We start from the raw sequence: 23596 nt of genomic DNA on the forward strand, positions 1-23596 counted from the left end.
TCATCGGGTAGCTCGGTCAGGTGGTGACAGGGTAGCCAGATTCTACCCCGCCGATGGCGATCAGGCAGCTGCGGCGGGATTTATGCAGCGTTTCCCTTGTCGACAGTGTCCAAGTGACACTACCTGAGTCAATTTGATACCTTCAGCGAGAATTCTGCAGAGAGAAAATCCATTATCATTGTTTATTACAAGATCCTTTCGAATGCGCGATGAACTCCTCACGGAAATGAAATCATGACCATTGCGTCGGCCACCCCTTATTGTTCTCATGGCGCACATTGCCAGACCTGCAGCCTGAGTTCGCTATGTCTGCCAGTGTCGTTGAAAACCGGTGAGCTGGATCACTTTGATGCCATTATCAAAAGACGCCCCCCGCTGGCGACAGGCGATTGTCTCTTCAGACAAGGCGATCATTTTTCAAACGTCTATGCCATTCGTTCCGGCAGCCTCAAACAGGTCAATTTTGATCATGCAGGCAATGAGCAGATCACCCATTTTTTTCTGCCCGGCGAACTGGTGGGATTCGATGGTATCGACGATGGCTACCATACCGGTTATGCCCATGCCATGGAGACAACCTGTATTTGTGAAATCCCCTTCAGCCATCTGGAGACGCTGGCCGAACGGATACCACAGCTGCGTAGTCAATTATTTCGCAGCATGAGCCGTGAGATGAAAGAGGATCATCGTCTGATTCGCCTGCTGTCATGCAAGACGGCCGATGAGCGTATTGCCGGTTTTCTGATCAATCTGGCTGTGCGCTTTCAGAGGTGCGGGCACTCTTCAAAAACCTATCGGCTTCCCATGACACGAACCGATATCAGCAATCATCTTGGCCTTGCTCTTGAAACGGTCAGCCGGGTGCTCAAGCGCTTCAGGGACAATCATCTGGTCGCCATCAGGGGACGCGACGTTCAAATATTGCAGCCACAATTATTATATAAACTTGCCGAAAACGGTTCACCCTGAAAAACGACAGGATTGCTTTCCATCAGTACCACAACCCATCGTTTGATTGGAAAATTCCAAAACATGGGTTTTTTATTTTGAAACAGCAATTCATTATATATAAGCGCATGCGACAAACTGCCCTATAGGGATTCTTCATATCGGCCGTAAAATGGCCATGAAAGTCGCATGGGCTTTCAGGTGGTGCCCTCGTACGCGATAACTCGAACAGCCGGCGACAGAACCGGCACAACGCGCTCGCTGACACGGGGACATCAGGGGATCATTCGACAAGGGGTCCGGGACATGATTTCCGAGTCGCTCGTCGCGCTGTCGAGGTGGCAGTTCGCCCTCACCGCGCTGTATCACTTCCTTTTTGTCCCGCTGACACTGGGACTGGCTTTCGTACTGGCCATCATGGAGACGACCTACGTCGCCACCGGCCGCGAAATCTACCGTGACATGACCCGCTTCTGGGGCAAGCTCTTCGGCATCAACTTCGCCCTCGGGGTCACCACCGGGCTGACCATGGAATTCCAGTTCGGCACCAACTGGGCGTACTACTCGCATTACGTTGGCGATATCTTCGGCGCCCCGCTGGCGATCGAAGGGCTCATGGCCTTCTTTCTCGAATCCACCTTCGTCGGGCTGTTCTTCTTCGGCTGGGAGCGGCTGAGCCGGATTCAGCACCTGGTGGTGACCTGGCTGGTGGCGATCGGGTCCAACTTCTCGGCACTCTGGATCCTGATCGCCAACGGCTGGATGCAGCACCCCACCGGCGCCGAGTTCAACTTCGAAACCATGCGCATGGAGATGCAGAGCTTTGCCGATGTCATCTTCAATCCGGTCGCCCAGGTCAAGTTCGTGCATACCGTGGCAGCCGGCTACTGCACCGGCGCGCTCTTCGTGGTCGGCATCAGTGCCTGGTATCTGCTCAAGGGGCGGGATCAGGCCTTCGCCAGGCGCTCCTTTGCCGTCGGCTCGATCTTCGGCCTGTTTGCGGTGCTGTCGGTGATGGTGCTGGGGGATGAGTCCGGCTATGAAGTGGGTGACGTGCAGCGGTACAAGCTGGCCGCCATCGAAGCCGAATGGGAAACCCAGGCCGCTCCCGCGGATTTCACCCTGTTCGCGCTGCCCAATCAGGAGACCCGGCAGAACGACTATGCCGTTCAGATCCCCTGGCTGCTGGGGCTGATTGCCACCCGTTCGCTGGATGAGCAGGTCATCGGCCTCAACGAACTCACCGAGCTGCACGAGCAGCGCATCATCAGCGGCATCCGGGGCTATACGGCACTGCAGCAGCTGCGCGAGGGCAATGACACGCCGGCGATCCGCCAGACCATCGAGCAGCACCAGGCCGATATCGGCTACGGCATGCTGATGCTGCGTTATGTCGAGGATCCCGCCAGCGCTACCCCGGCGCAGATCCATCAGGCGGCCCTGGATACCATCCCCAATGTGGCGCCGCTGTTCTTCACCTTCCGCATCATGGTCGCCTGCGGCCTGCTGATGCTGCTGGTCTTCGCCTTCGGCACCTGGGTCAGTGTGCGCCGCACGGTGATGAACTACCGCCGCGCCCTGTGGCTCTGCGTGTTTGCCATCCCGCTGCCGTGGATCGCCGTCGAGTGTGGCTGGTTCGTGGCCGAATACGGCCGCCAGCCCTGGGCGATCGGCGAGGTGCTGCCCACCTTCCTGGCCACGTCATCGCTGACCGCCCGCGATCTCTGGATCAGCCTGACCGGCTTCGTGGTGGTCTATACGGGGCTGTTCATCGTCGAGATGTGGCTGATGCTGCGCTTTGCCCGCCAGGGGCCCTCCAGCCTGCATACCGGGCGCTATCACTTCGAAGGTGACCGGACGCACGGCACCACTTCCCCGGCGATCGGAGGCTGACATCATGCTCGACTACGAAATGCTCAAGCTCATCTGGTGGCTTTTGATCGGCGTGCTGCTGATCGGATTCGCCATCGCCGACGGCCTCGACATGGGCGCCGGTATCCTGATGCCGCTGATCGGTCGCAGCGACAACGAGCGCCGGGTGGTGATCAACACCATCGCGCCGCACTGGGATGGCAACCAGGTGTGGCTGATCACTGCCGGCGGCGCCATCTTCGCCGCCTGGCCGCCGGTCTATGCCACGGCCTTCTCGGGCTTCTACTTTGCCATGCTGCTGGTGCTGCTGGCGCTGTTCTTCCGGCCGGTCGGTTTCGACTACCGCTCCAAGATCGAATCGCCCCGCTGGCGCGGCTGGTGGGATCGGCTGATCTGGTTCGGCAGCTTCGTGCCGACGCTGGTGTTCGGCGTGGCCTTCGGCAACCTGCTGCAGGGCGTGCCCTTCCGGGTCGATGACATGATGCGCGCCTTCTATGACGGCAGCTTCTTCGGCCTGCTCAATCCCTTCGCCCTGTTGTGCGGCCTGATCTCGGTCGCGATGATCGTGATGCACGGCGGCGCCTGGCTGCTGGCCCGGGCCGATCGCGCCGTCGCCGAACGCGCCGGACGCGTGGTGCAGCTGGCCGCGCTGGCCCTGATCGCGCTGTTCGCCCTGGCCGGCTTCTGGGTCAGCGCCAGCGGCATGGGCTACCACCTGGACAGCATCGGCAACACCAATGCCGCCATGCACCTGCTCGACAAGCAGGTCAGCACGCAGAGCTGGCTTGCCCGCTTCGGCAATCCGCTGATGTGGATCGCTCCGCTGCTGGCCGTGGCCGGCGCGCTGGTGGCCGCGGGGCTGGCACGCGCGGGCCGTGGCGGTCAGGCATTCGTGGCCACGTCGCTGTCGATGGCGGGGGTCATCGCCACCGCCGGGCTGGCCCTGTTCCCGTTCGTGATGCCTTCAAGCCTCGCGCCGCAGGCCAGTCTGACGCTGTGGGACGCCACCTCGAGCGAGCTTACGCTGCGCATCATGTTCTGGGTGGCGCTGGTGATGGTGCCGATCATCCTCGCCTATACCAGCTGGTGTTATATCCGGATGTGGCGACGCATTACCGTCGAGCACATCGAAAGCGATGCCCACGGACTCTACTGAACCCGGGGTCCCCTGACTGAAGGAGCATGCTCATGTGGTATCTGATCTGGGCGCTGGGGCTGGCCGTGGCCTGCGGCACCACCATCCTGGTGGTCATCAAGCTGGAAAAACGCGATTTCCGCTGAGCACGGATCGTCACACGACAGCGGGCCCGGCATATGCCGGGCCCGCTGTCGTCATACTGCTGGTGGCACCTTTCAGTGATCGCGGCCGCGTCCGGTGCGGGACTGCAGCTCGTCGATCCAGCGCGACGCCTGCGCCTTGCTGAGCGTCTCGTCGAACTCGACATCGGCCTCTTCACACAGCGTCTGCAGATAGGATTTCTGCGCGCCGGTCATGGCCTCGTCCCCGGTTGCCCAGTGATCGGGACGCTTCTCCTGATTGCTGCTTTCGGGCTCACTGGCCGCATCCTTCGTCTCGTCCGTCATCCTGACCTCGCTGCTCGGTGAACACTCTGATAACTGTATGGATATATAGTCTCGAAACCGGCCGCTGTCAGGTCACGGAGTGTAACGAGCGCTCGTCAGCTCATCACCCAGCCTCCGTTGAGATTGAAGGTCTGCCCGTTGATGTAGCCGTTGCGTGCCATCAGCAGCACGGTTTCGGCCACCTCATCGCAGCGGCCGAAGCGTTTCACCGGCAGCAGCTCGGGCGTGATGTTCGGGTTGTCGCGGATCATGTCGGTCTCGATCAGCGCCGGTGCAATGGCGTTGGCGGTCACCCCCTGATCGGCCAGCTGTCCGGCATAGCTGCGCATCAGCCCCAGCATGCCGGCCTTGCTGGCCGCATAGTGCGGGCCGATCACGCCCCCGAACTGGGCGGCAATCGACGACATCATGATCACCCGGCCCCAGCCGCGATCGCGCATCCCGGGAATCACCCGCTGGCTGGCCAGAAAGGCCGAGGTCAGATTGACCTGCAGGGTCTCCTGCCAGCGCGCCTCGTCGATCTCGTCCAGCGGGTAGATGGGATTGATGCCGGCATTGTTGACGAGGATATCGACCCCGCCGAGCTGGGCCTCGACCTCATCCACCAGTCGATTGACCTCCTCGCCCACCGCGACATCGGCCCGGACCGCCAGTGCCCGGCGCCCCTGCGCCTCGATCTCATTGACCACCGCCTCGGCCGCTTCATCGGAATGAAGAAAATTGATGGCAACATCGCAGCCGGCGCGCGCCAGCGCTACGGCAGTCTCGTGACCAATGCCCCGCGAGCCGCCGGTCACCAGTGCGATCCGTCCTGTCAGATCATCCATGCTGCGCTCCTGATAAGAACCTGTCCGGCCCAGCATAGCAGCGGTCTCAGTCGTTCATTGGCAGATGAAGGATGGCACGACGCAGCCGTGTTTCTTCGGCCCACAGTCGACCCAGCGTGATCGGCAGACGAAAGCGTCGCTTGCCGGCACCGCCGGGATTGAACCACAGCCGGGGGCGGCCATCGGGCGTATCCCGCCACTCGTTGAGTGCCTTGTGCGAGTGCCCGTGCAACATGGCATCGCACGGCGTGGCGGGATCGAAATCAGCCCTGTCGTGCACCAGGTGCAGCTGCCAGCCATTGACGCTCAGATCGCGGGTATCCGGCAGCGATGCACACCAGGGCTGGGTGTCGATGTTGCCGCGCACGGTATACAGCCGGGCCATGTTCGCCAGACGCGCCAGCAGCGCCTGATCGCCCACATCTCCCAGATGCAGGATCGGATCACATCCCGCCAGCAGGGCGACAGCTTCCTCGCGCAGCAGGCCATGGGTATCGGCGATCACCCCGATCGGTCGGGTAGTGGTCAGCACTACCGGTGACTCGGTCGCGTGCGTCATGAGCTTCTTCCGGTTTCCGATGAATGGCAATCGATGCAGGTCAACGGCGGCACGTCTTTCTACACTGAAGAATAACCGTGATGACACATTGCGTCCGGTCCGTGGCGCACTTCGCCCGACGACATCCGGCCGACGCACCATAAAGCTCAAGGGAGGAGATCATGGCAGCGCTCAACGTGACGCAGAAGCTGATCCAGTCGCATCTCATCAAGGGCGAGATGACGCCCGGCGAGGAGATCGGCCTGAAGATCGACCAGACCCTGACCCAGGATGCCACCGGCACCATGGTCATGCTGGAGCTGGAAGCCATGGGGCTGGACCGGGTCAAGACCGAGGTCTCGGCCCAGTACGTCGATCACAACCTGATCCAGGAAGACAACAAGAACCCCGACGATCACCTGTTTCTGCAGACCTCCGCCGAACGACTGGGGGTCTGGTTTTCCCGCCCCGGCAACGGGGTCAGCCACCCCACCCACCAGCAGCGCTTCGGCAAGCCCGGCAGCACCCTGCTCGGCTCGGACAGCCATACGCCGGCGGCCGGGTCGATCGGCATGCTCGCCATCGGCGCCGGTGGCATCGATGTCGCCATGGCAATGGCCGGCGAACCCTTCTATACCCGCATGCCGAAGGTCTGGGGCGTGAAGCTGACCGGCGAACTGCCGGACTGGGTCAGCGCCAAGGATGTGATCCTCGAAATGCTGCGCCGCCACGGCGTCAGTGGCGGCTCCGGTCGGATCATCGAATACTACGGTCCCGGACTCGAGCATCTCTCCGCCATGGATCGCCATGTGATCGCCAACATGGGGGCCGAGCTTGGCGCGACCACCAGCGTTTTCCCCTCCGATGAAGCGGTCAGGGCGTTCCTGCGCGCCGAGCAGCGTGAAGCGGACTGGAGCGAGCTGAAGGCCGACGAAGGCTGCGAGTATGATCTACATGACGAGATCGACCTCTCCGAACTCGAGCCGCTGATCGCCCGCCCGTCCAGCCCGGGCAACGTGGTACCGGTGCGCGAAGTGGCCGGTGAGGCGCTGTCGCAGGCCTATATCGGCTCCTCGGCCAACCCGGGTTATCGCGACTTTGCCATCGCGGCCGAAATGGTGAAGGAGCGCACCATCGATGATCGGGTGTCGCTGGAGATCAACCCGACCTCGCGCTCGATCCTGGAATCGCTGACCCGCGATGGTCATATCCTCAGCCTGCTGGGCTCAGGCGCCCGCCTGCATCAGGCCGGCTGCAACGGCTGCATCGGCATGGGTCAGGCGCCGGCCAACGACACCAACAGCCTGCGCACCGTGCCGCGCAACTTCCCCGGCCGCTCGGGCACCCGCGAGGATCACGTCTTCCTGTGCAGTCCGGAGACCGCCGCGGCTTCGGCGCTGATGGGTGAAATCACCGATCCGCGCACGCTCGACTTCGATTATCCCCGGGTCGAGAACCCCGATGATCCGATCATCAATACCCGTACCCTGATCGAGCCCCAGCCGGTCGAGAAGGCGCGCCGGGTCGATCTGATCAAGGGGCCCAACATCGAATCGCTGCCGAGTTTCGAGCCGCTCGAGGCGAGCTTCACGCTCCCCGTGCTGCTCAAGGTGGGCAATGATATCTCCACCGACGAGATCATGCCGGCCGGCGGCGAGGCCCTGCCCTATCGCAGTAACATCCCGCGGATTTCGGACTTCTGCTTCCGCGGCGTCGATGACGACTACCCGCAGAAGGCTCACGATACCGGCGATCACATCATCGTCGGCGGCGGCAACTACGGCCAGGGCTCGAGCCGCGAACACGCCGCCATCGCACCGCGCTATCTGGGCCTGCGGGTGGCGGTTGCGCTGGATTTCGCCCGCATCCACTGGCAGAACCTGGTCAACTTCGGCGTGCTGCCGCTGACCTTCGACAGCCAGGAGGATTACGATGCACTGGAAAGCGGCGACCGGCTGGCCTTCGAGAACATCTACGACGCGCTGGGTGCCGGTGACACGCTCAAGGTCAGCGTCAACGATGGTGAGCGCAGCATTACCCTGCGACACGGGCTCTCCAAACGCCAGATCGAGGTGCTGCAGGCCGGCGGTCTGATCGAATGGATGAAGCAGCAGGGCAAGCGCTGAGCGCCCAAAGGGCCGGGCACCGCGGACAAGGCAGTGAGTGACCTGTCACGGTGCCCCTGCTGCAGGGGCGGCTTCAGCCGTGATCAGTTTTTCGCGACTGAAGTCGCTCCTACAGTGAGTATGGCATCCAGGCTCGGCCCGGGTGGACGCTTCCTTCGAGGCTGAAGTCGCTCCTACAGCGAGTATGGCATCCAGGTTCGGTCCGAGTGGACGCTTCCTTCGAGGCTGAAGTCACTCCTGCAACGGGTATGGCATTCAGGTTCAGCCCGGGTGGACGCTTCCTTTCGCGACTGAAGTCGCTCCTTTAACGAGAGGCGGCCGTAATGCTCCCGTAGGAGCGACTTCAGTCGCGATCCATCCCCATCAATCGCCGAAACCTCTCCTGCTTCAGAGCGCCGGCACGTCGATCTTACCGACGGCAAAGGGCCCGCCCACGTAGGTGGTCTCGTCATCGGCCAGCTCGAAACGCTCGAAATCCTGCGGATGAAACCGCGGGCGATAGCCCAGCCGCTCGGCATTGCGGTTGTCCCAGTACGGCCGGGGCACGTCGGAGGCCCCGAACACCACCTCGAAGCGATAATCGCCGGCCAGGCCGATGGCAAGCAGCTGCAGAAAATCATCATGCTGCAGCAGCGTGCTGCAATGGCGCACCGTCTTCGGCTCGGCCAGACAGCTGCCGATGCGAATGCAGAAGCTGCGCACATCCCCCCGCGCCGAGTAGAGCCAGGCCAGATCCTCGCCGAAGGACTTGGTCACCCCATAGCGGCTGTCCGGGCGTACCGGTGCCATGTGGTCGATCACCTCATCGCTCGAATAGCGCCCTACCGCGTGATTGGAGCTGGCGAAGAGGATGCGGTCGACCCCGCGGCGCTGGGCGGCCTCCCAGAGGTTGATCGAGCCGATCAGGTTGGCCCGGGTCAGACTCTTCCAGTCCGACTCCACCGAGATGCCGCCGAGATGAATGATGGCATCGACGCCCTGCACCATGGCGTCCACCGCCTGCTCATCGGCCAGATCACACTGCACGCAGCGCACCTGCGGATGATCGCGGGTCACCGGCTGGACATCCGATAGCGTCACGGCCTCGAGCTCCCCGGCTTCCAGCCGGCGGATCAGGTAATCACTGACCAGTACCCCCAGCTGACCGGCAGCTCCGGTCAGCAGTACACGTTTGACCTCCATCGCGGCTCCTCTCCCTGTCGATATTCCTGTGGCGGTGCGGTGCCCGATCAGGCGGGCGGTGTAAAGCGCGGCTGAAAGGCCGGCACTTCGGTACCGGGTGAATCGCCCTCGAAGACGATCAGCCGCCCCGGCGATTGCTCGGTGGCCAGCTGGGTGACGAACACGGTGGTCATGTCGGGGCCCCCGAAGCAGGGCATCGAGGGCTTCGGCCAGGGCAGCTGAATGCGCTCGAGCCGCCGTCCTTCGCCATCCAGCAGATTGAGCCAGCTGGCCGAGACGCCGGCGCTCCAGTAGCGGTCGCGGCAGTCCATGGCGGCGCCATCGGGACGACCATCCGCCTCGCCAAGCTGGCACAGCCGCCGCGGCTCACCCGGCTCGCCGTGCTCATCGTAGTCAAAGCACTGCACGTACTGGCCGCGACTGTCGGAGTGGAACACCCGCCGCCCATCGGTCGACCAGGCCAGGCCGTTGGAGGTCTTCAGACCGGTCAGCACGGTTTGGCACTCGCCTTCCGGAGAGAAGCGGTAGAGCCCGGCCTCGGGTTCGCCGTCGTGGTTCATGGTACCGAACCAGAAATGACCATCGGCCCCCACCTTGCCGTCATTGATGCGATTGCGGTGTTTGCCCGGTTCGGGGTCATGCAGAAAGGCCAGCTGCTCGGTGCGGGTATCGAACCAGTAAAGCCCGCTGGCCAGCCCCACGATGAAGCGGTGCTCATCGATCAGGGCGAAGCAGCCGAGCGGCTCGGGCAGGGGCCACGTCTCCCGGCGGCGCTCGCGGTGATGCCAGCGATTGAGCGTACCGGCGGGTATATCGACGAAGAACAGCGACTGGCTGGGGGCGTGCCAGACGGGACATTCCGGAATTTCCAGGCCCTCGACCAGGACCTCACATTCGACAGCGCGAAGCGATGACATGGGCGCATCCCATCAGTATCGGCCGGTCTGGCCGATCGAACGTTCATTTTGAAGTATGACAACACACAACCCTGCCACGATGGCCGTGGCACCACCACCCGACTTTCGGTGTGGTGGGTACTCACGAAAACGGCGCCCCGCAGGGCGCCGTAACGGGCCGATCACGCGGCAAAGGCCTACAGCGATTCGCCCAGTGCGTCCGGCAGGTCGGTCACCGCACCGAGCGAGGCCGAGCTGACGGTGCGCGCATACTTGGCCATCGCGCCGCGGGTATAGCGCGGCTTCGGCCGCTGCCAGGCATCACGCCGACGCGCCATCTCTTCGTCGCTGATGTGCAGCGTCATGACGTCTTCCTCGGCATCGATGGTGATCTCGTCACCATTCTCGATCAGCGCGATCGGCCCACCGTTGAACGCCTCCGGCGTGACGTGGCCGACCACGAAACCGTGACTGCCGCCGGAGAAGCGGCCATCGGTGATCAGCGCGACCTCGCTGCCCAGCCCCCGGCCCATGATCGCCGAGGTAGGGGTGAGCATTTCGCGCATGCCGGGGCCGCCCTTCGGCCCTTCGTAGCGAATCACCACCACATCACCGGCCGCAACGGTCAGGTCGTTGATGCGGGCCTGAGCCTCCTCCTCGGAGTCGAATACCCGCGCCGTGCCGGTAAAGCGGGTGCCTTCCTTGCCGGTGATCTTGGCCACCGAGCCTTCCGGCGCGAGGTTGCCGTAGAGGACGCGCAGGTGGCTCTGCGACTTCACCGGGCGATCCAGCGGCGCAATGATCCGCTGCTCATCCGGATAGGGCGTAACATCGGCCAGATTCTCGGCCAGCGTCCTGCCGGTCACGGTCAGGCAGTCGCCATGCAACAGGCCGGCCTCGAGCAGGTTCTTCATCAGCGGCTGAATGCCGCCGATCGCTACCAGCTCGCTCATCATGTAGTGGCCGCTGGGGCGCAGATCGGCCACCACCGGTACCCGCTTGCCGATCTCGGTGAAGTCATCAAGCGAGAGCTCGACGCCGATGGTATTGGCGATGGCGATCAGGTGCAGCACGGCATTGGTCGAGCCGCCCAGCGCGATGACCACGGTGATGGCGTTCTCGAACGCCTGGCGGGTCATGATGTCCGACGGCTTGATATCCAGCTTCAGCAGGTTCATCACGGCCTCGCCGGCGGCACGGCTGTCATCCTGCTTGTTCTGCGAGACCGCGTTCTGCGCCGAGGAGTTGGGCAGGCTCATGCCCATCGCCTCGATGGCGGACGCCATGGTATTGGCGGTGTACATGCCGCCGCACGAGCCCGGCCCGGGGATCGCCGTCTCCTCGATCCGCTTGACGTCGATCAGATCCATTTTCCCCTGCGAGTGCGCGCCCATCGCCTCGAACACCGAGACGATGTCGGTATGCCCCTCGCCGGGCAGGATGGTGCCGCCATAGACGAAGATGCCCGGGCGATCGAGCCGCGCCAGCCCCATCATGCAGCCGGGCATGTTCTTGTCGCAGCCGCCGATCGCGACCACGCCATCGAACCCCTCGCAGCCGGAGACGGCCTCGATCGAGTCGGCGATGATCTCGCGCGAGATCATCGAGTACTTCATGCCCTCGGTGCCGTTGGCGATGCCATCGGAAATGGTGATGGTATTGAAGACCACGCCCTTGCCACCGGCCTCGTCGGCGCCATCACTGGCGGCATCGGCCAGTACGTTGATATGGCTGTTGCAGGGCGTCACCCGGCTCCAGGTGGACGCCACGCCGATCTGCGGCTTGCGAAAGTCCTCGTCGGTAAAGCCGACGGCGCGCAGCATGGCGCGGCTTGCCGCCTTGCCGGGGCCATCGACCACCGGCCCGGAGTGGCGACGGGTGTGATCATCGGGATCGCGTTGCGGAGGATACTGGAGATCTTCGTTCTGGCTCATCGGTCGCTAACCTGGTCGTCTGATCCGCGCGGGCGGAAGAAAACAATCGAAACTGCGGGTGCACTGCGAGTCGGCGTCCATTTCCCGGATCGGCAGGAAATGTCGGCGCGAGCGATGCGCGGGTAGCGCGGCGTGATGGTCAGGCATCACGACGTTGACGATAGTATACGCCTTTCAGAGCCTGAAGGGTGACTTAAGCGGGCGCTTCTCTCCCCTGTCCGGGCATGTCGCCGGCCACGGTGCGTGTCGTCACGGCCAGTGAGGCGCCGAGCTCGAGCGTCAGTTCGGCATCGCCCGGCAGCTCCCCAACCCCTTCCGGCGTACCGGTCAGGATGACATCGCCCGGCTCGAGCGTGAAACTGCGCGACATTTCCACCAGCAGGGCGGCCACATCGAACAGCATCAGGGAAGTATCGCCCTGCTGACGAGGCTCGCCATCGATGGTCAACGAGAAGTGCAGCTGCTGCCAGGCGACCTCGCTGCCATCCACCGGCACGAAATCCGACAGCGGACAGGCGCCATCGAAGCCCTTGGCGCGCTCCCAGGGGTGGCCCTGCCGCTTGAGTTCGGCCTGCACCTCGCGCAGGGTCAGGTCGAGTGCCAGGCCCATGCCGGCAATCGCCGCCAGCGCCTGATCGGGGGTGGCGTGGCTCAGCGGCCGATCGATCAATAGCGCCAGCTCGGTCTCGAAGTGCACCGCGCCCCGGCCACTCGGCACCCTGATGGGCTCGGCCAGCGCGACGGCACTGGTGGCCGGCTTGATGAACAGCAGTGGCGTTTCGGGCACCGCGTTATCGAGCTCGCGGGCGTGGGCGGCGTAGTTGCGCCCGATGCAGACGATCTTGCCGAGCTGTCGACCGACCGAACGGCCGTCGGTAAACCTGAGCGGAAAGGCCATGGGCGAAGTGCTCCTGAAGGGGGAGCTGCCAATGTAGCGCCTGACGGCCATGCAACGAAATACGGCGGCAGCCCGCAGGCTGCCGCCGTAATGCATCCGAATGCGCCCGAACAGGCGGCTCGGGCGCGCAAGACCGATTACAGATCGCGCCAGCGCTGATCCGGTGTGTGCGCGAGGAAGTCCGGGCGCTGCTTCTTCGCCCCGAACGGCTCCTGCATGGCGTTATCACGCCGGTTGAAGACAAAGAAGATGTTGCTGCGCGGATCAGGCGACATGTTGGCGTTCGAGCCGTGCATGGTGTTGCAGTCGAACAGCAGCAGGCCACCGGCCTTGCCCTTGGGGGCCTGAATGCCGTTGCGCTCGATCAGCTTGGCCAGTACTTCCTTGCTGGGCACACCCGCTTCCTGCTTTTTCAGCGAACTCTTGTAGTTGTCATCCGGCGTTTCGCCGAGCGACGGCACGAAGGCCTGATGAGAGCCCGGCACCAGCATCAGCGGACCGTTGAACTCGTGGTTATCGGTCAGCACGATCGAGGCGCTGATTGCCCCCATCCGCGGCATGCCGTCCTCGGCGTGCCAGGTTTCGAAATCCGAGTGCCAGTCGAATCCCTTGCCTTCGAAACCGGGCTTGTAGTTGACCCGGCTCTGATGGACATAGACATCATCGCCGAGAATCTGGCGGACCGAATCGACCAGTTTCGGGTCCTCGGTCAGTTTGTGGAATTTCTGCGACAGGAAGTGCACTGCAAACAGCGAGCGGATCTCGTCGCTGGAGGGTTCGGTGACGGTGAAGTCGCGATTGCGATAGTCATCACGCGCCAGCAGCGCATCCAGTTCGCGCCGGTACTCTTCCACTTCCGCCTCGTCGAGAAAGCCGGGAATGAACAGAAACCCGTTCTTCTCGAATTCGGTCAGCTGCGCCTCGCTCAGCGGCCCTTTGACATGACGGCCGCGCACCACCTCGTCGTGACGCTTGAGCCAGGACACCCCCAGCGGCTCGCTCAGGCGGGTGGGGTAGAAATCCTCGCGCTGATTCTGCTCGAACTTCTGCTCGTTATATCTCGCGTTTACCTGTGCCATAACATCAGCTCCGGATGTATGAGTGGCCCGACGGCTCCATGCCCACGGGAACCGGCGCCGAACTTCAATCAGCGCCCGTAATGTTCAATTTTCAATGGCAGCCCTCATCCTGGACCAAACAGGTATTGATGCAACCCGATAACAATAGATGTTTCCTATCGTCGCGTATTTCGCAACATGTGTTGTCCTTTTGCGGTTAAGACGAAGGTCCAGGAGGCTTTCATAACCCGGATCAAGTTGTACATTATTCTGACCACCCGAGCATCGACCCGCGGGTCCTCGCCCCGGATCGTAACGGTCTTCGAGCAATCCTGTGCCGGCTTGACGGATGTAATGGAAACCGTCGCGCCACCGGTCCATCCTGGAAGTACACCAGCGGCACAGGGAGTGCACGTGAACAACCCGCATGAAGGATCAGGGAGCGATCCGGATCGACTGCGCAGCGAATGGGCCGAGCCCGCCGCAGACGCAGCCGAACTCAATGCCCGGCTGGCCCGGCTGGTCGATCGGAAGGCGGATCGGCTGCCGCTGCCTGGGCACGGCAGCACACTCGAGCGCTGGCGCCGGCTGGCCGGGGTGGCCGGGTGCGACCTGTCACTGGTCAAACTGTACGAAGGGCACACCGACGCGCTGGCGATTCTCGCCGAGCATGGCGCGGCCGCACTCGCCGTCGAGCAGTCGCGCTGGGGAATGTGGGCGGCAGAGCCGCCGTTTGCCCGGGTGCAGCTCTGCGCCCCGGACGGCACGCCCCTGACGGATGAGCAGACGCCCGATGGCGGCGGTGTCCGTCTCGAAGGCACCAAGGCTTGGTGCTCCGGCGCTACCGGCGTCTCGCACGCCCTGCTCACCGCCTGGCAGGGCGATCATCAACGACTGGTCGCGGTCGAGATGGATCAGCCCGGCATCGAGGTAACCGATACCGGTTGGGCAGCCCTCGGCATGGCGCCAACCGCCAGCGTGGAAGTGAGATTTCACGGTGCCCACGGCCTGCCGGTGGGGCCTGCCGGCGGCTATCTCGAGCGGCCCGGCTTCTGGCAGGGCGGTGCCGGGATTGCGGCCTGCTGGTTCGGCGGCGCCCGCCGGCTGGGCGAAATCCTCCATGCCCGCGCCCTGCGCGGCGGCGATGCGCATCTGATGGCCCACCTGGGGGCGGTCGATCGGGCGCTGGATACCGGCGCGGCGGTGCTGCGCCGGGCGGCCGCCTGGATCGATGCCCGACCGCAGGCGGATGCCCGGCTGGTCGCCATCCGGACCCGGGCCAGTCTCGAGCACATGGCCGAGGCCGTGATGCACCACTGCGGCCATGCCCTGGGCGCCGGACCCTTCTGCCGCGACCCGGCCTTCGCCCGCTTCATGGCCGATCTGCCGGTCTATCTGCGCCAGAGCCATGCCGAGCGCGATCTCGAATCACTCGGCCGGGCACTGGCCGAGTGCCCCTCCCCCGGGGAAGATGAAGCCACCGGAGGATGGCGACTGTGAACGATTCAAGCAGCGATGACCGCCGCATCGAAGGTATCGGCACCCCGGCCGAGGCCTGGCAGAAGTGGTCCGGGCTGGCCGCCCTGCCCGAGCTCGAGGCCGCCGCACTCATTCCGGCGGGCTGGCGTGCCGTGGTCGTCGCTCCTCATCCGGATGATGAAGTGCTGGGCTGTGCCGGGCTGATGATGCAGCTGGCACTGCTGGATCGACCACAGGCGCTGGTGGCCGTCACCGATGGCACCGGCAGCCATCCCGATTCGCCGCAGTGGCCACCCCGGCGGCTGGCCCGGGAGCGCCCGGCAGAGAGCGCGCGCGCCCTGGCGGCTCTGGGGCTGGCCAGTGTCCCGGTCTCCCGTCTGGAACTACCCGACACCCGCGTGGCCGAGCATGAAAACGCCCTGGTCGAACTGCTGACGGCCCGGCTGGGCCCTCACGACGTGCTGCTGACCACCTGGCGCGGCGATGGTCATCCCGATCACGAGGCCACCGGCCGGGCCTGCGCCCGGGCGGCCGAAGCCGCTCACTGCCGGCTGATCGAACTGCCGATCTGGACCTGGCACTGGGCCCACCCCGGTGATGACCGGGTGCCGTGGTCGCGCGCCGGGCGGCTGCCGCTGACCGACTACCAGCAGCGGCTGAAGCATGCCGCCATCGCCTGCCATGCCAGTCAGCTCGAAACGGATGACACATCCAGCCGAGGGCCGGTGCTGAGTGCCCACAGTCTGGCGCGCCTGCTGCGCCCGTTCGAGGTCTTCCTGCAATGAGCTTCCATCCCGATGAGTTCGACCGTCTCCATGCCGCGCAGGCCGACCCCTGGGGCCAGGAGCAGCACTGGTATGAACAGCGCAAGCGCCAGCTGACGCTGGCGATGCTGGGCCGCCGGCGCTATGCCCGGGCCTTCGAGCCCGGCTGTTCGGTCGGCGTGCTCAGCCGCGCCCTGACCGAACGCTGCGACAGCCTGCTGTGCAGCGATGCCAGCACCGCCGCCCTGGCCACTGCCCGGACACGGCTGGCCGAGCTGGCCGGGGTGACGCTCCGGCAGCAGCAACTGCCCGATGAATGGCCGGCCGGGCACTTCGATCTGATCGTCTTCAGCGAGCTGGGCTACTACCTGACGCGCGAAGCGCTGATCCGACTGATCCCTGCCATACGGCACGCCCTGACGGCCGAAGGCGAACTGCTGGCCTGCCACTGGCGCCACCCCATTGCCGGTGGCGAGCTCGATGGCGATGAGGTGCATGACCTGCTCGAAGAGCACCTCGGCCTGCCGCGGCTGGCAGAGCACCGCGAGCCGGATCTGATCATGACGCTGTGGTCGCGCGATGAGCGCTCCCCGGCGCAGCGCGAGGGACTGGCATGATCGGCGTGGTGGTACCGGTACACAATGAACAGGCCCTGCTGCACGACTGCCTGCAGGCGCTGCAGCAGGCGGCCCTGCACCCGGCCCTCGGCGCGGAACCGGTGCGCATCGTGGCGGTGCTGGATGCCTGCAGCGACGACTCCGCCCGGGTAGCGGCTGCCCATGACGGCATCACCGTGCTCGAAACGAGCGCTGCCAACGTCGGCCGGGCGCGCCATACCGGCGCGGTTCACCTGCTGGCGAAAGGCGCCCGCTGGCTTTCGTTCACCGATGCCGACAGCCGGGTCGGGCGGGAGTGGCTGGCCGTGCAGCTTGCCAGCCCGGGCGATGCCATCTGCGGCAGCGTCAGACTCGACGACTGGGCCGGCATGCCCCGGGCCCAGCGTCAGCGCTATCTCGCCGAACGCCGGCTGGTAGCAGCCAACCGCCATGTACACGGGGCCAACATGGGGGTCAGCGCCGAGGCCTATCGCGCCGTGGGCGGTTTCGAGCCGCTGTGTGCTCATGAGGATATCCGGCTGATCCAGGCGCTGGAAACGGCCGGATATCACGTGCACTGGGCGCCGGCACTGAGCGTCATGACCAGTGCCCGCCTTGACGCCAGGGCGCCCGAAGGCATGGCAGCGCTGCTGAAGTCACTGCAGTAGCGACAGGCACGAAACCGCACAGCAGCACGACGCGGGATCTGCCACCATGGTGGCATGACTGATCGGTAGCCACCGATCGCTGTGAATATCATGCCCCGAGGCCATCGAGGCGCACGCGCTCATGTCGACCCTGTTTACCGCGTCTACCGCGCTCATCGCCACGGTTGCGCTGATGCTGTGCACCCAGGCAGCGCAGGCCAGCCCTGACGATGAGTTCAATCGCGCCGCCGCCCCCAAGCCCGATCATCTGATCCAGCCGGACCACGGCACCGCCAGCCAGCTGCGGGCCCGCCGAATGCGAGCCCGGCACGGCGGCAGTACCGCGAGCGCGAAGCCGCCGACCTTCAAGAACTATCCCGCCTTCCCCGCAAGCGTCAACGACAGCGTCTCCCATGCCAGGCAGCTGGCCATGACCACCCTGAACGACCAGCTCGGCAAGCCCTACCTGTGGGGGGGCAGCTCGCCGGGGGCCGGCTTCGATTGCAGCGGGCTGGTGTATTACGCCTACCGTGACCTGCTGGATATCCAGCTGCCCCGCACTGCCAATACCATGTATCACCTCAAGGATGCACCACGGGTCGGGCGCCATGAACTCGAACGCGGCGATCTGGTGTTCTTTGCCATTCATACCCGCCAGGCTGCCGATCATGTCGGCGTCTATCTGGGCGAGGGCCGCTTCATTCAGGCACCGCGCACCGGCAAGACGATTCGCGTCAGCTCGTTGCACAACGACTACTGGACACGCCACTATCTGGGCGCACGCCGGCTGTTGACCCAGGCAACGGTCCGCTGACAGCAGAGCTGTACAGCTGTTGCCATGATTGGTGCAACCCACCAGAATTGGGCTTCCTGCTTCAGTCCGGAGAGAATGAAGATGTCCGAAAACGTCAGCTGCATGGTGCGTCACTTCAGGCACTATGCCGATCTTGGCGATGACGAGATCGAACTGCTCGGTACCCTCGAGCGTTCACCGGAGCATCTCACCCCGGGTGAAACCCTGTGGCTGGAAGGCAGCTCCGCCGATGAGCTGGCCGTGGTCAGCAAGGGCTGGGCCTACAGCTTCTACAGCCTCAAGGATGGCAACCGCCTGATTCTGGATATCTATCTGCCGGGCGACGTGATCGGGCTGCGCGAGTTCGCGACCTCGGAGCACCTGGCCAGTGTCGAAACCATCACCGAGTGCACCATCTGTCGTTTTCCGCACAAGCATCTGACCGATGTCTTCAAGCAGTCCAGCAAGCTGACCCGGGTCTTCTTCGCAGTGGCGTCCACCCAGCAGTCGATTCTGGTCGAAAGGATGATCAACCTCGGTCGCCGCGATGCGGTCGGCAGGATCGCGCACTTTCTCTGCGAGATGCATACCCGGCTTGAGCGCACCAACGATGACATGCAGGGCCAGTTCCGCCTGCCCCTCTCCCAGCAGATGCTGGCCGATACCATGGGGCTCTCGGCCGTGCACGTCAGCCGGGTATTCTCCCAGCTGCGTAACGAGACGCTGGTCGAACGTGAACGCCATCGCATTCGCATTCCCGACTTCGAGCGGCTGGTTCGGTTCGCCGGCTTCAACAACAACTACCTCGGCACCCGCTCAATCATTCAGAATCGCGACTGATCACCCGCCTCCCTGTCGGAATACGGCTCGCCCGGTGCCTGCCTGACCTTCTATGCTGTCCTGGTGAAGCCATTCGCGAACCCGAGCGACATTCCAATCAACAGGGAGTTGGCATGGAACAGCGCACACTGGGCAATACGGAACTTGTGACCGCACCGCTGATCTTCGGCGGTAACGTGTTCGGCTGGACACTCAATGACCGGGAATCGTTCGACATGATCGATGCCTGGCTGGATGCCGGCTACAACGCCATCGACACCGCGGATGTCTACTCCCGGTGGGCCGAGGGCCACAGCGGAGGCGAATCGGAAGCGGTGCTGGGGCGCTATTTCCGCCAGCGCGGCAATCGTGACCGCATCATGCTGACCAGCAAGGTGGGCATGGACATGGGCGATGGCAAGAAGGGGCTCGGCAAGGAACGCATCATGCATGCCATCGAGCAGTCGCTGCAGCGCCTGCAGACCGACTACCTTGATCTCTATCTGTCGCACCAGGACGATCCGGATACACCGCTGGAAGAGACCCTGGATGCCTACATGCGTCTGATCGAGCAGGGCAAGGTACGCTACGTCGGCGCCTCCAACCATACCGGGGCACGCCTCGAGGAGGCCCTGGACATCAGCAGTCGCCAGGTACTGCCCCGCTACGAGGTGCTGCAGCCCTTCTACAACCTCTATGATCGTGCTGACTACGAGCGCGATCTGGCGCCGGTGGCCAGGGAGCACGGCCTCGGCGTGACCCCCTACTTCTCGCTGGCCAGCGGTTTTCTGACCGGCAAGTACCGCTCGCGGGAGGATGCCCGGGGCAAGTCACGCGAACAGTTCGTCGACAAGTACTTCAACGAGCGCGGCATGCGGATACTGGAGGCACTCGACAGCGTCGCCGAACGCACCGATGCTTCGCCGGCCTCGGTAGCACTCGCCTGGCTGATCGCCCAGCCGACGGTCACTGCCCCCATCGTCAGCGCCACCTCGGCCAACCAGCTGGCCCAGCTGCGCAAGGCCACCGAGCTTACCCTCGACGACGAGGCGCTCGAGCAGCTCAACCGGGCCAGTGCCGAGCGCTGATCCGGCTGCCATCCGATCAGAAAAACCGCCTCCCGGGGAGGCGGTTTCTCATGGCCACATCAGGCCGGCATCAGCTCGTCATTTCTTCGGCTGGCCACGCGCCTTGATATCATCAAAGTGCGCCTGACCCTGCTGATCCACCTGGCACTCCACCACGTAGATCGCATTGCCCTCACCCTGCAGGTTGACCACCAGCGGGTACTCATGCCCCGGGTTGTAACCACTGGCATTGGTTTCCAGCACCGCCAGCCCCTGGATATCCTCTTGAGTCTGACGGTTTTTGGCCGTATCCAGACACTGAGCGACAAGCTCAGGGTGAGGCTGCTGCTGCGTAGTGCGCGCCTGCTGATTTTCAGGACGCTGCTGTCCGCTCTCATCCTGGGACTGGGCCAGTACGTTACCGGCGCCCACCGTCATGCCGATACCCAGCGCGGCGGTCACCAACCATTGGCGAAGCGTGGTCATCCGATTCTCTCCTGAGGAAATGCTCACCTGCCAGTATAGATAAGCAGCTGATTTCTCGCCCGGAAACGACCGGGAACGCCGCTCGGGCGCCCCCGGACCGAATGGCGGCCGGCGCCGGGTCAGTGTCGGTCGTTGGCCGAATGGCGGGTATGCTCCGACTCGTTCTCCTCGTCAATCTGCTGTACAGCCGTGATGACCTTGCACATCTCCTCGTCGAACAGCTCGCGCTGCTGAGCATAGAAGTGCCGGGTCGACGAGGCGCCATAATGGCCCCGGGCATGAGAGGCGAACTGGCGTTCGAGCTGATCGGCATGATACTGCAACCGCTCGGCCAGATAGCCGGCCTCGCCCTGACGACAGACCACATCCATCAGTGCCCGCACCTCCACATTGAGCAGATAGAGCTGGCGTACGTTGCGCGCCTGGACCTCCTGACGGGTCGACAGGTTGTCATCCAGCAGGCGGATGTCATCAAGCTGGCAGCAGGACGATGCTTGGCTGCGTGATTCACTCATGACACTTCCTCCCAGCAGGTCGATTACATACACAGCGTAACACCGCCAAGCGGCCGAGCGGCTTCCACCTTGGTCCCATGCCCTGCGCCCTGGTGTCGCAGCCGGCTCAGCCAACGCGCCGGCGATCGCCATGCTCACCGGTATACTGCTGGTACTCGCGCGGCGTCATGCCCTTGAGACCACGGAAGTGACGGTTGAAGTTGGAGAGGTTGTTGTAGCCCACCCGGAAACAGATCTCCGAGACCGTGTACTGCCCCTCCATCAGCAGCCGGCAGGCCTGATTGATGCGTACCCGCCGCAGAAACTCCACGAAGGTATTGCCCGTGGCCCGCTTGAACAGCCGGGAGAAGTTCGAGGGCAGCATGTCGTGCCGGGCCGCGAGATCCGACATGCGCAGATCCTCGCTGAAGTGGTTGTGGACATGCCGCAGGACACTGTCGATCTGTTCGGAGAAGGTGCCCTGCAGCTGGTGGCGATAACCGTCACTCGCCAGCTGGCGGTAGTGCCCCCCGGCCAGGTCATGCAGCAGCGTCAGCATGGTCAGCAGCCGCCGCGAGTGTGGCTGTTCCCCCATGCTCTCGAGCAGGCACGCGCCCTGCTCGGCCCGCTCTCCCTCGAAGAGCAGCCCGCGCACGGCCGCTCGCAGCATCGGCCGCAGGCAGTTGAGCTCCGGACAGAGAGTCATCATGTGCTCAAGCCAGGCCGCGCGGAACTGCAGTACCACATCCCGCCCCCGGATGAGACCGTCGTCGCGCTCGGCGTCGCTGAACCAGGCGTGCGGCAGGTTGGGACCGACCAGTACCAGGTTGCCCGGGCCGAAGCGCCCCACGTGATCGCCGACAAAATAGCTGCCCCGGGAGTAGCGGATCAGATGCAGCTCGAACTCCGGGTGGTAGTTCCATTTCGCCAGCGGCGAAGGGAAGTCGTGACAGTGCCAGCAGAAGCTGAATTCGGGGTCCTGCGCGACGTTTTCGAAAACGGGCATGCCAAGCTGGATCTCGTCGACCGGCAGATCACTTGCGGATGTCTGTGAATGCGCCATGATCATCGTCCATCTCCACTCCGGACCGGGGCCGCACCGCTGCCTGCGGGAGACAGCTCATGCAGCGCTCGAGCACCCCTGCCGCCAGCCACCCCGTGACCGGGCGCGTGATCGCCACGCGCCCCGGCTACCCGCAGCGTGGCCGACACATCACTGCCACTTCTGCCTGAAAATACGTTCCGGCGCGCCTGGCCATTGGTCTTCCGTTGCCCTGTCACGGTCGTGGTCTCCGGCTACAGGAGTGATTCTTTGGTCGTAGAAACGGTTTTCCGTCCTGCCCGGATGACCTGCTGGCGTCCGTTCCGCCCTGCAGTGGCGGGCGCTGGCGGTAGGCGCGTCACAAGATGCAAAAAAGTATCAGTACACTGCAATTTTTACACTAGCGAAGCCGCGCCACACGTATTTAGGTAGCCTCATCACGTGATCCACGGATCACCCCGCACCTACCGCAGCCATCAGCTCAGGGAGCACCATGAACGCCAAGGCACTGGTACTGGAACAGCAGCACGAACTCTCCCTGCGGGAGATCGACCTGCCCGATCAGCTCGGTGATGAGGATGTCCGGGTCCGGATCCATACCGTCGGCATCTGCGGCAGCGATGTGCACTACTACACCCATGGCCGGATCGGCCCCTTCGTGGTGAACGAACCGATGGTACTGGGCCATGAAGCCTCGGGGACGGTCATCGAGGTCGGCCGCCACGTCACGCATCTTGCTGCAGGCGACCGCGTCTGCATGGAACCCGGCATCCCCGATCTCGCCTCCCGGGCGTCGAAACTCGGCGCCTACAACGTCGATCCGGCCGTGCGCTTCTGGGCCACCCCGCCGATCCACGGCTGTCTGACGCCGGAAGTGGTCCACCCGGCGGCCTTCACCTTTCGCCTGCCCGACTCGGTGTCCTTTGCCGAAGGCGCCATGGTCGAGCCCTTCGCCATCGGCATGCAGGCGGTCGCGCGGGCCGATGTCCAGGCCGGGGATGTCTGCGTGGTGACCGGCGCCGGCCCGATCGGTCTGATGGTCGCGCTGGCCGCGCTGGCCGGCGGTGCCAGCGAGGTGCTGGTATCCGACCTGGTCGACGACAAGCTCGCCATTGCCGGTGGCTATACGGGTGTCACGCCGATCAACGTGTCGCGCGAGTCGCTGCGAGATGCCGTCAGCCGGCGCTGCGGCGAGGACTGGGGCGCCGATGTGGTCTTCGAGGCCAGCGGCAGCCCGAAAGTCTACGACGACCTGCTCGCCTGCGCCCGCCCGGCGGGTACCGTGGTACTGGTGGGCATGCCGGTGGAGCCGGTGACCCTCGATGTCGTCGCCGCCCAGGCGAAGGAGCTGCACATCGAGACCGTGTTCCGCTACGCCAACGTCTACGACCGCGCCATTGCCCTGATGGGCTCCGGCAAGGTCGATCTCAAGCCGCTGATCTCGGCCACCTTCCCGTTCGAACGCAGCGTGGAAGCCTTCGAGCGCGCCGCCGCCGGACATGCCGAAGACGTCAAGCTGCAGATCACCCTGGATGAATGACCGGCG

Annotated in this window: 24 protein-coding genes; 13 read left to right on the plus strand and 11 right to left on the minus strand. The window is 64.1% G+C overall.

What is annotated here, in order from left to right; translation table 11 throughout:
* The first annotated feature begins 234 nt into the window (after window positions 1–234).
* From fnr to C7446_RS15840, 4 genes are all read left to right on the plus strand, one after another.
* Window positions 235–969: a fumarate/nitrate reduction transcriptional regulator Fnr gene (gene fnr / locus C7446_RS15825; RefSeq protein WP_121174085.1), complete on the plus strand. Its 735-nt coding sequence runs from the start codon at window positions 235–237 to the stop codon at window positions 967–969.
* 285 nt (window positions 970–1254) lie between these two features.
* Window positions 1255–2841, plus strand: coding sequence for a cytochrome ubiquinol oxidase subunit I (locus tag C7446_RS15830; protein WP_121174086.1), 1587 nt, complete (start codon window positions 1255–1257; stop codon window positions 2839–2841).
* A gap of 4 nt (window positions 2842–2845) precedes the next feature.
* The gene (gene cydB, locus C7446_RS15835; RefSeq protein ID WP_121174087.1) at window positions 2846–3976 is read left to right on the plus strand and encodes a cytochrome d ubiquinol oxidase subunit II; all 1131 of its coding nucleotides are present in this window, start codon (window positions 2846–2848) and stop codon (window positions 3974–3976) included.
* 32 nt (window positions 3977–4008) lie between these two features.
* Window positions 4009–4101 (plus strand): cytochrome bd oxidase small subunit, CydX/CbdX family, encoded by a 93-nt coding sequence (locus tag C7446_RS15840; protein ID WP_121174088.1) that lies wholly within the window; start codon window positions 4009–4011, stop codon window positions 4099–4101.
* 72 nt (window positions 4102–4173) lie between these two features.
* Here C7446_RS15840 and C7446_RS15845 read toward each other — a convergent pair whose 3' ends face one another.
* The 3 genes from C7446_RS15845 to C7446_RS15855 form a co-directional block, all read right to left on the minus strand.
* Complete coding sequence (locus C7446_RS15845; protein ID WP_121174089.1) at window positions 4174–4404, minus strand: DUF3072 domain-containing protein; 231 nt, start codon at window positions 4402–4404, stop codon at window positions 4174–4176.
* Window positions 4405–4499: 95 nt separating this feature from the next.
* On the minus strand, window positions 4500–5231 hold the full coding sequence (locus C7446_RS15850; protein ID WP_121174090.1) for an SDR family NAD(P)-dependent oxidoreductase: 732 nt from the start codon (window positions 5229–5231) through the stop codon (window positions 4500–4502).
* Window positions 5232–5277: 46 nt separating this feature from the next.
* On the minus strand, window positions 5278–5790 hold the full coding sequence (locus C7446_RS15855; RefSeq protein ID WP_121174091.1) for a metallophosphoesterase family protein: 513 nt from the start codon (window positions 5788–5790) through the stop codon (window positions 5278–5280).
* A gap of 161 nt (window positions 5791–5951) precedes the next feature.
* On the opposite strand from C7446_RS15855, the gene C7446_RS15860 reads away from it, so the two are divergent.
* On the plus strand, window positions 5952–7895 hold the full coding sequence (locus C7446_RS15860; RefSeq protein ID WP_121174092.1) for an aconitate hydratase: 1944 nt from the start codon (window positions 5952–5954) through the stop codon (window positions 7893–7895).
* A gap of 387 nt (window positions 7896–8282) precedes the next feature.
* On the opposite strand, the gene C7446_RS15865 is transcribed toward C7446_RS15860, so the two are convergent.
* The 5 genes from C7446_RS15865 to thpD all read right to left on the minus strand — a co-directional run bounded on the left by C7446_RS15865 (window position 8283) and on the right by thpD (window position 13884).
* Window positions 8283–9077 (minus strand): NAD-dependent epimerase/dehydratase family protein, encoded by a 795-nt coding sequence (locus tag C7446_RS15865; RefSeq protein WP_121174093.1) that lies wholly within the window; start codon window positions 9075–9077, stop codon window positions 8283–8285.
* A gap of 47 nt (window positions 9078–9124) precedes the next feature.
* Window positions 9125–9994 (minus strand): SMP-30/gluconolactonase/LRE family protein, encoded by an 870-nt coding sequence (locus C7446_RS15870; protein ID WP_121174094.1) that lies wholly within the window; start codon window positions 9992–9994, stop codon window positions 9125–9127.
* Between the two features lie 176 nt (window positions 9995–10170).
* Complete coding sequence (ilvD, locus tag C7446_RS15875) at window positions 10171–11907, minus strand: dihydroxy-acid dehydratase (RefSeq protein ID WP_121174095.1); 1737 nt, start codon at window positions 11905–11907, stop codon at window positions 10171–10173.
* A 193-nt stretch (window positions 11908–12100) separates the two neighbouring features.
* Entirely contained in the window at window positions 12101–12805 is a 705-nt protein-coding gene (locus C7446_RS15880; RefSeq protein ID WP_121174096.1) for a fumarylacetoacetate hydrolase family protein, read from the minus strand.
* Between the two features lie 137 nt (window positions 12806–12942).
* Window positions 12943–13884, minus strand: a complete 942-nt coding sequence (gene thpD, locus C7446_RS15885; protein ID WP_121174097.1) for an ectoine hydroxylase — start codon at window positions 13882–13884, stop codon at window positions 12943–12945.
* A 393-nt stretch (window positions 13885–14277) separates the two neighbouring features.
* Here thpD and C7446_RS15890 point away from each other — a divergent pair, with 393 nt between their 5' ends.
* From C7446_RS15890 to C7446_RS15920, 7 genes are all read left to right on the plus strand, one after another.
* Window positions 14278–15363 (plus strand): acyl-CoA dehydrogenase family protein, encoded by a 1086-nt coding sequence (locus tag C7446_RS15890; protein WP_121174098.1) that lies wholly within the window; start codon window positions 14278–14280, stop codon window positions 15361–15363.
* Complete coding sequence (locus tag C7446_RS15895) at window positions 15360–16127, plus strand: PIG-L deacetylase family protein (RefSeq protein WP_211327965.1); 768 nt, start codon at window positions 15360–15362, stop codon at window positions 16125–16127. The genes C7446_RS15890 and C7446_RS15895 overlap by 4 nt, the downstream gene beginning before the upstream one ends.
* Window positions 16124–16723 carry an SAM-dependent methyltransferase gene (locus C7446_RS15900; protein ID WP_121174100.1) on the plus strand — a complete coding sequence of 200 codons (600 nt, stop codon included), beginning with the start codon at window positions 16124–16126 and terminating at the stop codon, window positions 16721–16723. Before C7446_RS15895 ends, C7446_RS15900 begins: the two co-directional genes overlap by 4 nt.
* A complete protein-coding gene (locus C7446_RS15905) occupies window positions 16720–17370 on the plus strand; it encodes a glycosyltransferase family 2 protein (RefSeq protein ID WP_121174101.1) in 651 nt (216 codons plus the stop codon). Before C7446_RS15900 ends, C7446_RS15905 begins: the two co-directional genes overlap by 4 nt.
* A gap of 121 nt (window positions 17371–17491) precedes the next feature.
* The gene (locus tag C7446_RS15910; RefSeq protein ID WP_121174102.1) at window positions 17492–18163 is read left to right on the plus strand and encodes a C40 family peptidase; all 672 of its coding nucleotides are present in this window, start codon (window positions 17492–17494) and stop codon (window positions 18161–18163) included.
* A gap of 81 nt (window positions 18164–18244) precedes the next feature.
* Window positions 18245–18982 carry a Crp/Fnr family transcriptional regulator gene (locus tag C7446_RS15915; RefSeq protein WP_245977880.1) on the plus strand — a complete coding sequence of 246 codons (738 nt, stop codon included), beginning with the start codon at window positions 18245–18247 and terminating at the stop codon, window positions 18980–18982.
* A gap of 113 nt (window positions 18983–19095) precedes the next feature.
* The gene (locus C7446_RS15920; RefSeq protein WP_121174103.1) at window positions 19096–20049 is read left to right on the plus strand and encodes an aldo/keto reductase; all 954 of its coding nucleotides are present in this window, start codon (window positions 19096–19098) and stop codon (window positions 20047–20049) included.
* A gap of 78 nt (window positions 20050–20127) precedes the next feature.
* On the opposite strand, the gene C7446_RS15925 is transcribed toward C7446_RS15920, so the two are convergent.
* The 3 genes from C7446_RS15925 to C7446_RS15935 form a co-directional block, all read right to left on the minus strand.
* A complete protein-coding gene (locus C7446_RS15925) occupies window positions 20128–20514 on the minus strand; it encodes a hypothetical protein (RefSeq protein WP_121174104.1) in 387 nt (128 codons plus the stop codon).
* 119 nt (window positions 20515–20633) lie between these two features.
* A complete protein-coding gene (locus C7446_RS15930; protein WP_121174105.1) occupies window positions 20634–21029 on the minus strand; it encodes a hypothetical protein in 396 nt (131 codons plus the stop codon).
* A 106-nt stretch (window positions 21030–21135) separates the two neighbouring features.
* Window positions 21136–22071 (minus strand): helix-turn-helix domain-containing protein, encoded by a 936-nt coding sequence (locus C7446_RS15935; RefSeq protein WP_170150113.1) that lies wholly within the window; start codon window positions 22069–22071, stop codon window positions 21136–21138.
* 472 nt (window positions 22072–22543) lie between these two features.
* Here C7446_RS15935 and C7446_RS15940 point away from each other — a divergent pair, with 472 nt between their 5' ends.
* On the plus strand, window positions 22544–23590 hold the full coding sequence (locus C7446_RS15940; protein WP_121174107.1) for an NAD(P)-dependent alcohol dehydrogenase: 1047 nt from the start codon (window positions 22544–22546) through the stop codon (window positions 23588–23590).
* Window positions 23591–23596 lie beyond the last annotated feature (6 nt).

The organism is Kushneria sinocarnis, from assembly GCF_003633775.1.
Classification (GTDB): domain Bacteria; phylum Pseudomonadota; class Gammaproteobacteria; order Pseudomonadales; family Halomonadaceae; genus Kushneria; species Kushneria sinocarnis.